This is a genomic window from Natrialbaceae archaeon AArc-T1-2 (assembly GCF_030273315.1).
Taxonomy (GTDB): domain Archaea; phylum Halobacteriota; class Halobacteria; order Halobacteriales; family Natrialbaceae; genus Tc-Br11-E2g1.
In genome coordinates, this window is record NZ_CP127174.1 from 1110633 (window position 1) to 1121803 (window position 11171).

Sequence of the window (11171 nt, forward strand, 5' to 3'; positions counted from 1 at the left end):
CGGACGAAATTTTCTGTTGGAAGGTTGAGTTGGACGTGTGTTACGCGAGCGAAATCGTTTGCGGAGCGATGATCCAGCAGTACTCGAACGCGAACAGTCCAATCAGCGCGAGCACGCCGGCGGCTGCGACCAGCGGTGCGCTCGCACCGACTGCGAGCACGGCGAGCGGGGCGACGATACCGACGACGATACCGCCGAGCCAGAACGCGGTCTTGAAGCGTCCTTTCGTGATCCGGGCCGCTGCCTCCTCGGCGTCCTCGGTCTGGTGTGGCGTAAAGATCTCTGAGGCGATCAACACGACGTGAGCGACCAGTCCGGCGGCGAGTGCCATCGCGGACGGGCCGACGAGTTGATCGAACGCGACCAGGCCCATGATGCCGGTCGTTGCCGCGCCGGCGACGACCGCCTGCACGAAGATGTGAAGCGGCATGGCCGGGCTCTGCCAGAGGTCACGTCCCTTCGATTGGCTAAGCAGGAATGCGGTGTAGACTGCAGTCGCCGCTCCGAGGATGGCGCTGATTCCGAGCGAGACCGGGTGGACGACCGCCTGGACCTCGAGTAGCCAGCCGACGACGAGCAGACCGATCCATGCGCCGGCAGCGCTGATGATGTAGGCTCCTTTCACCAGCCAGGAGTTCCAGTTCGGGCGTAACAACACCCAGTGGAACCGCTGGGGCTGATCCAGGTCGAGGATGAGGAGAATCCCGGTCAGTCCGAGGAAGACGCCGCTGACGAGCGCGCTCACGCCCATTAGCGTGATACTGGTCTCGATGATCCCACCGAGCATGAGCAACGCCGGCAGCAACAACGCGCCGGCGGAGATCGACTTCGTCCAGGTGTAGGAGTACACCTCCCAGCCCCAGGACGCGTAGTGGTCCTCGCCGACGTCGTAGACGCGTTTAGCTTCCTCGTGGAGCAGTTCGTAGGCCTCTTCCATCCGGCCACTGCTTCCGGTAGCGACGCCGCCGTCGGAGGCGAACGACGCGTCGTCGTTGCAGCCACAGTTGGCGCTGTTACAGCCACCGTCGGCACGCGCGTCGGCTTCGACTTTCGAGTCGTCAGAGCCTGCCGATCCGCTACGAGAGAAGGTGACGTCGGATTCGGCAAGCGACTTCGCCGCTTTCTCGATGTCGAAATCCTCGCGTTTGCCACCCTCGACTTCGATGTCGGATGGCGCGTCGCTCCACATGTAGTGTTCTTCCCTGGCGGTCGTCCCCGGGGTGATGCTGCCTTCGTCCCCGTTGACGTAGGACAGGTTTGGCTCGGTACCTTTCTCTGGCTTGCGTGCCTGTGTCTCCTGTCGGGACTTGACCTCCGAGATCTCGGTCTCGGGGTTTTCCAGGTCCCCAGCGATGATCGCATCCTCCGGACAGACGGTCACACACGCAGGCTCCCGACCGGAATCGACGCGGTGGGAACAGTAGTTACACTTCGCTGCGGTCGACGTCTCCGGATCGATGTACAATGCGTCGTAGGGACAACCCTGCATACAGGCTTTACAGCCGATACACCGTTCCGTATCGAAGTCGACGATCCCGTCTTCCCGCTCCCAGAGTGCGGTGACGGGACAGACGTCGGTACACGGGGAGTCGGCACAGTGGTTACAACGAATCACCGAGAAGTTCCGATTCGTGTTCGGGAACTCGCCCTTCTCGATGTATTTCACCCAGGTCTTGTTGACCCCGATTGGATCGTCGTGCTCGGCCTTGCATGCAACAGTACATGCATGACAACCGATACATCGACGGTTATCGATGACAAATCCGTAGTTTGTGATAGTGCTCACCTCGTTGGCGTGGCTGCATCTCATTGTTGACGTACCTTAACGCTTGCGAACGTTGCACAACATACCACGCGACAAATTGCGTCGAGCTGTGTGCTCGAGTGGCTTTCGATGCCGCGTCCCGATGGTGATCGATCGTCGACGTCGACAGCCGGTGCGAGCACGCTGGTAACGTCGCCTCTCTCACAGCTGGCGTGCCAGCAAAAGATATATCACATCCCCCACCATCGCCCTAACCGAATGGAAGAGAGCATCTCGGGATTCAAGACCAACGGTGACTGGGGCGACGTCGTCGAACACGGCGAACGCATCACCCAGGCACTCGTTGAAGTCGGCGTCTCCGACCTCGAGACCGACCTCGAGACCGCCTTCGAGGAGTGGGACGACTGGCGGCCAAAAGCCCACGAACGTCTCGAGACCGACGTCAACGAAAAAACCGCAGAGCAGGCCCACCTTGAGGAGGGCGAAGGCGAAAAAGCCGGGAAGGGCCCCGGCGACGACATTCGAACCGCCGGCGAGAAGCTCACGGAGTCGTACGAACGACTCGACGACGACGACACCGAGCAGGCGGTGCGTGGCTGGAAGAAGTCTGTCGGGTTCGTCAGACGGGCAGCCGACACCGCCGGCCGGAAAGCAGTCCGACGGTTCGAGGACACGGTCTACCAGCGCGTGATGACACAGATGTCGCCGTACTACTTCGATAACGAGCTCGTCAGCGCAAACATCCAGCAGACGAGTCGCGGCAACGGTGACGAGTTCGTGTTCGAGGTGAACATCAACGACGACGAGCTGAAGTCGGAGGTATCCGATGCGCTCGCTGTGTTCGACGACGAGATCGACCGCTGGCACGTCGAAGTCGAGAAAGACACCGATAGCGCCGAGGTCATTGAGGGGGCCGAACCGCCGCCGGAGTTCGACGACCCCTCGCGGCCGACGCGAAACTGAGAGCGACGCAGAGTTGTTCTACCGACGTCACGACCCGGCCCAGTCACACCGTTGATGGCAGGGCGTATCCGACCACGACAATCACGGCCGAGAGCGCGCCCAACGCGAGAAACGCAGCCGAAAACGAGCCGATATCAACCACCAGCCCAGTGGCCACTGGGCCGACCGCGCCAAAGCCGATGTACACAGTCCGAACGACGCCGTATCCGGTACCCTGAATCGACGACGGAAAGGCGTTCACCAGATACGAGTGTGCCGGCGGAAAACAGCCCAACAACGCACTGAGAAATGCGACGCCGAGCAGGACAGCTCCGAGCCCGTCTGCCACGAGCATCATCGCGAATCCCGGCAAGCTCAGCGACGCGAATACACCGATGGTCGTTCGGACACCGATCCTGTCAGCGAGGAGTCCGGCCACGAGCTGTGCGAGCACTGCCACTGCGAAAAATCCGCCGTAGACCGCGGCCGCTTCGCTCGAGGAGGCGCCTTTCGAGTCGACCAGGTACGTCGGGAGGAATCCGGTGAGGCTCTGGTAGACGACCATCAACGCGAGAAGCAGCCCCGTCCCGACGTAGACGGGCGGGCTGGTGAGAGCACCGCCGGCTCTGGCGACTAGCTCGCGAGCCGGACTCGAGGATGGTCGAGGCGAGGCCGTGGCGGGTATCGTCAGCCACAGCCCGACGGTGACGACGACGAGAAGCGGTGCGAGAAACCCGAGGCCGAGTCGCCAGCCAACGTACGCGCTCGAGACTCCGGCGACGACGGGAAAGACGGCATTACCGACGTTTCCTGCCGCCTGGCTCACGCCGATCGCCGTCGAATCGTTGTCGGGATACGCATTCGAGAGAACGGTGACCCGGCTCGTACCGTAGATCCCCGTCCCGGCTCCCATCACGAACGTCGCGAGGACGAGCAACCCGAAAAGCGGCGAGACGATCACCGCACAGATTCCGACCGCGGTGAGCGCCGTTCCGGCGACGAGAGCCGTTCGTTCGGTCGTCACGTCCGCCAACAGTCCGCCCGGAAACTGCGTGATCCCGTACGCCGCCCAGACGAGTCCGACGAGCACGCCCGCCGTCGTGTATCCGAACGCGAACTCGAGGCGGATCTCCGGGAGCAACGCCGGATAGACGATCCGGGTACCGATCGTAAGCGCCCAGCCAAGCGAGACGGTGAGAAGGATCCACCCCTGGCCGTCGTTCCAGAGCGTACGCCAGAGGCGTTGCCCTCGTTGGCGGACGCCCGAGGCGGTAGTTTCGGCCATCCTATGCGAACCGTTCGTCCACCTGAGCCCGACTACCGTGCTGGCGATAGACGTCGTGGTCGAACGACGTGTCGGTTCGCAACGGAGCGTCTCCGCTCGGGATCGGGCGTCGACCGGCACCTTCGATCGAGCCACGGCGAGTCCTCACGAGCGGTCTCCGCTCCCGCTTCGGGTTATTTCTCCCGCTCGATAGCATCCATAACCGTCACGAGATCGTCGAGATACCGCATCGCCTTCCAGACGTCGACGAGACGCGCCATTACGGTCTGTTGACTGATGCTGTCTGGGTAGATACGACACTCGAGGAAGATCCGTTGCATCTCCGCAAAGTGCACGTTCGCTCCGGTTTCGTCGGTAAAGCCGTAGATGACGGGAACGGTCGTGAGAGTTTCGCGAACGCGACTGACGAGCTCGCCCCGATCCGATTCGGACAGTCCCTGGATCCGCGATTGGATCTGATCGTCGTACTCGATCTCCTGTCCGATCAGGATCGGTCCGCCCGGTTCCCTGTAAATGATGTGGATCATGATGTTGGACATCTCGACGAGTAGATTGACGTCCGCCTCGGGATCGGGCATCGTATCCACCGATTCGACGAGTTCGTTGTCGATCCAACCCCGGATCGTGTCTTCGGTAATCCGATCGGCCATGGGCAGACTACTGAACGACGGTATATAAGAGTGGAGGATGTCGGAGCCCGCCTCGACCGATCGCGTTCTCACGTCGATTCGCTCAGGTCTGATCCGCCTTTGATCGGCGCATCGACCAGATTCCCCCACTCGATCCACGACCCGTCGTAGTTAGAGACGTCCGGATAGTTGAGCAGCTCCGAGAGAACGAACCAGATCAACGCCGACCGCCAGCCGACGTGACAGTATGCAATCACTCTATCGTGTGGGTATATGTCCTTTTCATGAAATATGTCTTCGAGCTGACTTCGCTCTTTGAACTCGCCGCTGTCGTCGAGCACCGATGTCCACTCGAGGTGGATCGTCTGCGGAATGCGGCCCGTGTTCCTCGCCTCTGGCAGGTCGGGAATCGGACAGGCGCTTTCGCCCGTAAACTCTTCGGCCGTCCGGACGTCGAGCAACGCCGCGTCCTGTTCGAGTGCCTCTTCGATGTCGTGTCGGTACGCTCGAATTCGCTCGTTGGACGGATGGGCGGAGTACTCCGTTTTCGTGGTCGACGGTTCGTGTTCGACGAGCTGACCCCCGTTCTCTTGCCAGCGCTCTTTCCCCCCCTCGAGCAAGCGCACGTCGGTGTGTCGATAGTACTTGAACAGCCAGTAGAGATACGCCGCGAGCTGGTTCTGTCTCGTACTGTAGATGACGACCGTACTGTTTTCCGTGATCCCACGAGTGCTCATGCGGTTTTCGAACTCCGGCCTGTCGACCAGCGTGTGTCGTCCCGGCTCGTTGAAATCTTCAGTGACGTCTACCTGTACGGCACTGGGAATGTGCCCCTGGTCGTACTCGTCGTCTGCCTCGATGAGCCGTAACTCGGGATTATCGCGTTCGAACTCGTCGAGGTTGTCCTCGACCCACTCCGCCGACACCAGCGGCGATGGTTGTTCGCCCGAGCGAGTGTTGGCCCGGTCCGTTGACGTCAGGCTATAGAGGTTCTTTCGTCTGTCCTCCTCGAGTGGGATGCTCTCGATGAGGTCTGCTTTGTGCAGTTTCTCGAGACCCGATCGTGCCGTCCGTGACGACAGTAGTGTCTCCTCGCTTAGCGAATGCAGCGTCATGGGGCCGTTTCTCGCCAACGTCTGGTATATGAGCTTCGAACTCGGGGGCAAGTCCTCGAGGGTTTCCCTGACCTGATCGCTCGACTTTTTGGAGTTCATCGTCGGGGGCTGTTGATACGTATTCACACACGTCCTTAATACTCTTGTCAAAATTTTCTGACGGGAGTTACCAATAAGCGTGATCGGTTACTGAACGTATTGCGCTGGATGTCCGGATAATTAGACGGCGCTGTCGCGCCTGATCGGCGATCCTCGTACCTGGACTCGATGCGAATCTGATATTTCTGGGAGACAATAACTGAATTGATAGGATGAGATTGCTATCAATCGTGTGGATGGAACCGTTTCACGGCTCGATCGACCGCGTCAACCTGTCCGATGAAGGTAACCCGATCGCACGGACGGAGCTCGTGATCGCCCGTCGGGACTTCCGTTTCGCCGCTTTCACGGGTTACGAGCCCGACGATACAGCCGTCGGGAATCTCAGCGTTGACCTCGGAGATCGTCTTTCCGACCAGATCCGAGGCGGTCACTTCGATCTCCTGGACGTCCCCGGTCCGCCCGAGTTCGTTCATCCAGGCCGACAGCGAGGGACGCTCTAAGACGTTCTCGAGCGACCAGGCGGTCGCCATCGAGAGATCGATCGCGCGAACTCCCAGTGATTCGAACGCCTCGACGTTGTCGGGTTGGTTGACCCGCGAGGCGAGCGTGGAGACGCCGAACGACGTCTTCGCGAGCTGACAGACCAGCAGGTTGACGTCGTCGTCCGGCGACACGGCGATGACCGTCTTCGCGTCCCCGGCGTCGGCACGTTCTAAGACGTCGGCGTCGGTACCGTCGCCCTTGACGGTCCGGAAGCCACGGTTGCGTGCTTCTTCGACGGCGTCTGGATCGGGGTCGACGATGAGTACGTTCTCTCCATCCTGTTCGAGGCGTTCCGCGAGCGAGAGGCCGACTCGCCCCCCGCCGACGATTATCGTGTGCATTGGTGATACCTCGAGGTAGTTTGCGATCTGTCGTGCGAGGCCGGCCTGGAGGACGACCGTCGCGAAGATGATCAGGAAGACGGTTCCGGCGAGTAGCTGGGCCTCCTGGGGCCGGCCGAGCGCCTCCAGCTCGACGGCAAACAGCGTCGCGACGCTCGCCGGGATGATGCCACGGGGGCCGACCGCGCTGAGAAACAGTTGCTCTCTGGTCGTGAATCGCTCGTCAGTCGTCGAAAGGTAGATCACTGCCGGCCGAAGCACCAGCGTAACTGCGACCACGATGGCGAGTCCGGCGAGCCCCAGTGTGCGGATGTCGTCGAAGTCGATCAGGGCCGCCAGCGCGACGAAGATAAACGAGAGGACGACGACCGAGAGGTCGTCCAGGAAGTCGATGACCGCTTCGTGGTGGGGAAGGTCGACGTTTCCCAGGGCGAACCCGGCCATCGCAGCGGCGGCGATCCCCGTCTCGCTCGCGATCAGCTCCGCACTCCCGTAGGCGACGATGACCCCGGCGAGGACGACCAACCGCGCGTGAAGCGGTCCGTCACTCGGCGTGAGATTGCTACGGGTGAGCAACAGCCACACGCTGCCGGCGACGAGTGCTCCGACCGCCAGTCCGAGGAGGAGCCGCTGGAGGAAGTCAACGACCAACAGCGCCCAGCCGCCGTTGCCGGCAACGAGCACTTCGAAGACGACGACGACGAGAATCGCCGCCGTCACGTCGTTGATGATGCCTTCACCCTCGAGGAGGGAGGCGACGTGATCGCGAACGGTAACGACCTGCAGGATCGGTCCGACCACCGTCGGCCCGGTCGCGATCAACAACGCCCCGACGAGCAACCCGACCTCGAGACTCGTCTCGAGAAACGTGATAACTGCAACGGCAGTTCCGAGCCAGGTGACGACCGCGCCGACGGTGACGAGTCGGATCATCGCCGACGGGCTCTCTCGAAGTTTCTCGAGACGTAAGTGATAGCCTCCTTCGAAAAGAATAATCGCGACACAGACACCGACGATAGCCGTCAGCCCGTCACCGAACGTCGCCCGTGAAACGATGCCGATTCCCTCGGGCCCGATCAGGATGCCTGCGAGAATCAGAAACAGCACGCTCGGAATCCGCAGCCGGTCCGCGAGGACCCGCGAACCGACTCCGAGTGCCAAGATGAGCGCAACGGCGGCGAGGAGCATCAGTAGTCACAATCCGAGCCGGAACCCATATACTTCACCTTGTTCCCATATATTTCGGTCTCGAACGATAGCGTCCCGCTCGTCTCTCCAGATGCAACCTCCCGACACGCGACGATGACGTCGAATGGAAAATATAACATTCGAAAGCTATGCTTATGATATGACTACCGTGGATAAAAACACGTTACCCGAACATCCGCCGGCAGTAGTTTGTAATTTCAAATACAACCGAAAGAAAATGGTGGTATAATGGCTCTATGCCGCGATTGGGTTGCAAAATGTTTCACTTCACTCCGACGGTTGCCTTCGTCCGAATACGCGACTACGAATATCGGAGAGCGACGTCTAGACATCCGGTCGATATCTCTGCCGTTGCTCCCGAATGTTCTCTCACAGGCCGCTAGTGCTCACTGTTATCGGTAGTCGTCGTCGCCGGTATCAATGTCGTACCCGAGGCGGTCGGCGGACTCCTCGTGCTCGGTTCCTGGCTCGGTCTGCCGATCGCGATCTACCTGGACAGCCGGACGGTTCGACGGCACACCGACTGGCCGACACATCGGTGGGCCTACATCGGTGGTGCACTCGTCTGGATCTCGCCATCGTTCCAGGCGTCCTCTATCTGTGGCGACGGCGAACGCTGGCGAACGCGGCCGAATCGACCGCGAGAACGCTCGAGTCCGACGGAAACTCGACGAGCGACTCCCGGGATCACGGGAACACGCGAACGATCGAGTACGGGGACGATCGCTTCTCGTGTACCGTTGTACGCTCGCCGAATGAGACGTGGACGGTCGCGTACGGATGCGGGACCGGCACGGACGAGTGTCGCGCGTTCGTCTTCAGGGAGGCCGACCGCCGGTTCAGCGTGACCACCGAGCAGCCGGTAGCAGCTGCTATCGCCGACACCGGTCACATCGCCGTCCTCGAGGCGCTTGGTCCCGATGGAGACGCCGGCAAACTCGCGGTGTTCGACCTCGACGGCGAGGTCGTCCTGACGCACTACGTCAACGCGGCCGTCACGGACTGTGCAATCACCGCCGACGGTAGCTACGCTGCAGCCGGAACGTCTGACCCTGACCGCCGAGTCTACGTCTTCGACGTCGCAGCCGGCGAGTTGCGGGCGGAACACGAACCGAGCGTCGGTGTCGAGCGACTCGATTTCAGTCGTAGCGGCGGGGACGTCCGACTCGAGCTCCGCGACGGCGAGGACGTCTCCGCGATTTGATCAGTGCTGCCCGATAGTAGTAGACGTCGTGCGGTCGACGGATCTCGGCGAGAGTCCAGTCGGTTTCGGTCGTTGCCTCGCGAAGACGGTCAGGACTACCCAGGCGAAAAAGCAACGTTCGACCGATCCGGTCTTCGTACTCGTAGTGGAGCACGCGGAAGGCGAGACCGGGCGTCGGATCCGACCGAAATCCCAGGCGGGTTGTGGTTTCACCGGTAAACGGTTACAGCAATCCGTATCAGTCGTCAGCCGCCGTCTCGGCGTCGATCTCCTCGCCGAGGATCTCCTCCTGGTGTTCGCCGAGCAGCGGCGCACGACCTCGGGGCTCGGGGTTCGTCTCGGACATCTTGATCGCGCTGCCGGCGATCTCGACCTCGGTGTCCGCGCCGGGCTGTTCGACCGGAACGAGCATGTCCCGCGCGTGGATGTGGGGGTCCTCGAAGATGTCCTCCGTGTTCTGGACGGGGGCGACCGGAATGCGTCCCTCGAGGGTGTCACAGATCTCTTCGCTCGAGCGTTCGCGGGTCCACTCGGCGACTTCTTCTCGCAGGAAGTCACGATTTTTCAGCCGGCTTGCAGGGTCGGGGTAGTCCTCCGCTAAGTCCTCCCGCCCCATCGCGTCACAGAGTTCCTGCCAGTGGTTCGTGCCGAAGGCGGCGATGACGACGTAGCCGTCTGCGGCCTCGAAGGCGTTGTAGGGGAAAAGCGTCGGGTGGGAGTTACCCCGCCGAGTCGGAGGGTTGCCGGTGTAGGACTGCTGGTAGATCGCCCGTTCGGCCATGCTGATCATCGAGTCGTACATCGCGGTGTCGACGTGTTGGCCCTCGCCGGTCTGTTCGCGGTGGTTGACCGCCGCGAGGATGCCGATACAGTTCAGCGTCGCCGTGAAGAGGTCGCCGATGCCGGGACCGACTTTCGTCGGCGGGCCCTCGGCCTGGCCCGTGATCTCCATGACGCCACCGAGCGCCTGGGCGATGAGATCGAAGGAGGGCTGGCCCTGCCGGTTGGTCTCGCCGGTCCGGGGGTCGCCGAAGCCGCGGATCGATGAGTAGATGATTTCGGGGTTGTGCTCGGAGAGGGTCTCGTAGCCGAGATCGAACTTCTCCATCGTGCCCGCACGGTAGTTCTCGACGACGACGTCGGCCTCCTCGACGAGCGAGAGGAAGTCCTCGCGGTCCTCCTCGTCGCCGAGGTCGAGTTCGATGCTCCGTTTGCCGCGGTTGACACTCTGGAAGTAACCGCCGTAGGCCTCTTCGTCCGGATCGTCGACGAACGGCGGGTTCGACCGGATGAGGTCTCCGCCCGGACGCTCGATCTTTACGACGTCTGCGCCCATGTCCGCGAGCAACATCGTACAGTACGGTCCGGCGAGCACCTGCGTCAGATCCAGGACGCGTAAGTTCGAGAGCGCTCCCATGCGTGGCCAATGTACCGACGGGCGCAAAAACCTTTACTATAGATCATGATGATGCTCACACGTCACAAACGCTGCGTGGAAACACGTCCCGATCTGATGCTGGAAGGCAATATAAGGTGTATTATCATGAAAGACCATTAGGTTTAATACCCCATTCCTCATGTTCTCTCATACAATGGCCCGAACGGTCGTCCTCGGTGTGATCGGATCCGACGCACACGTCGTCGGCATCACGATCCTCGAGCAGGCGTTCAGTGCAGCTGGCTTCGACGTCGTCAACCTCGGCGTCCAGACCTCCCAGGCGGAGTTCGCCGAGGCAGCGGTAGAACACGACGCGGAGGCTGTACTGGTCTCCTCGCTGTACGGTCACGCCGAGCAGGACTGTCGGGGCTTCCACGACGTCCTCGAGGACGCCGGCGTGGACGCGATCACGTACATCGGTGGTAACCTCGCGGTCGGTCAGGACGACTTCGAGCAGACCCGCGAGACGTTCGAAACGTTCGGATTCGACCGGGTCTTCGACTCCGAGACCGACCCCGAAGAGGCGATCGCCGCCCTGGAACGAGATCTAGAGACCACGACGACAGAGACGGACCGTGCCACGGTCACCTCATAGGAC

9 protein-coding genes are annotated in these 11171 nt (G+C 61.5%); 3 read left to right on the top strand and 6 right to left on the bottom strand.

The window, feature by feature from the left end; all coding sequences use genetic code 11:
- Window positions 1-40: 40 nt before the first annotated feature.
- Entirely contained in the window at window positions 41-1810 is a 1770-nt protein-coding gene (locus QQ977_RS05640) for a 4Fe-4S dicluster domain-containing protein (RefSeq protein ID WP_345783355.1), read from the bottom strand.
- A gap of 213 nt (window positions 1811-2023) precedes the next feature.
- Here QQ977_RS05640 and QQ977_RS05645 point away from each other — a divergent pair, with 213 nt between their 5' ends.
- Window positions 2024-2728, top strand: a complete 705-nt coding sequence (locus QQ977_RS05645) for a DUF5828 family protein (protein WP_285928098.1) — start codon at window positions 2024-2026, stop codon at window positions 2726-2728.
- 43 nt (window positions 2729-2771) lie between these two features.
- On the opposite strand, the gene QQ977_RS05650 is transcribed toward QQ977_RS05645, so the two are convergent.
- The 4 genes from QQ977_RS05650 to QQ977_RS05665 all read right to left on the bottom strand — a co-directional run bounded on the left by QQ977_RS05650 (window position 2772) and on the right by QQ977_RS05665 (window position 7910).
- A complete protein-coding gene (locus QQ977_RS05650) occupies window positions 2772-3992 on the bottom strand; it encodes an MFS transporter (RefSeq protein ID WP_285928100.1) in 1221 nt (406 codons plus the stop codon).
- Window positions 3993-4165: 173 nt separating this feature from the next.
- The gene (locus QQ977_RS05655; RefSeq protein ID WP_285928101.1) at window positions 4166-4642 is read right to left on the bottom strand and encodes a DUF2299 family protein; all 477 of its coding nucleotides are present in this window, start codon (window positions 4640-4642) and stop codon (window positions 4166-4168) included.
- A 68-nt stretch (window positions 4643-4710) separates the two neighbouring features.
- Window positions 4711-5736, bottom strand: a complete 1026-nt coding sequence (locus tag QQ977_RS05660) for a sulfurtransferase (protein WP_285928103.1) — start codon at window positions 5734-5736, stop codon at window positions 4711-4713.
- A gap of 323 nt (window positions 5737-6059) precedes the next feature.
- Window positions 6060-7910, bottom strand: a complete 1851-nt coding sequence (locus QQ977_RS05665; protein WP_285928104.1) for a cation:proton antiporter — start codon at window positions 7908-7910, stop codon at window positions 6060-6062.
- A 559-nt stretch (window positions 7911-8469) separates the two neighbouring features.
- On the opposite strand from QQ977_RS05665, the gene QQ977_RS05670 reads away from it, so the two are divergent.
- The gene (locus QQ977_RS05670; protein WP_285928105.1) at window positions 8470-9135 is read left to right on the top strand and encodes a hypothetical protein; all 666 of its coding nucleotides are present in this window, start codon (window positions 8470-8472) and stop codon (window positions 9133-9135) included.
- Between the two features lie 238 nt (window positions 9136-9373).
- Here the strand turns inward: QQ977_RS05670 and mct are convergent, their stop codons facing one another.
- Window positions 9374-10552 (bottom strand): succinyl-CoA:mesaconate CoA-transferase, encoded by a 1179-nt coding sequence (mct, locus tag QQ977_RS05675; protein WP_285928106.1) that lies wholly within the window; start codon window positions 10550-10552, stop codon window positions 9374-9376.
- Between the two features lie 160 nt (window positions 10553-10712).
- Between mct and glmS the strand changes: the two genes are divergently transcribed.
- A complete protein-coding gene (gene glmS, locus QQ977_RS05680) occupies window positions 10713-11168 on the top strand; it encodes a methylaspartate mutase subunit S (RefSeq protein WP_285928108.1) in 456 nt (151 codons plus the stop codon).
- Window positions 11169-11171: the final 3 nt, after the last annotated feature.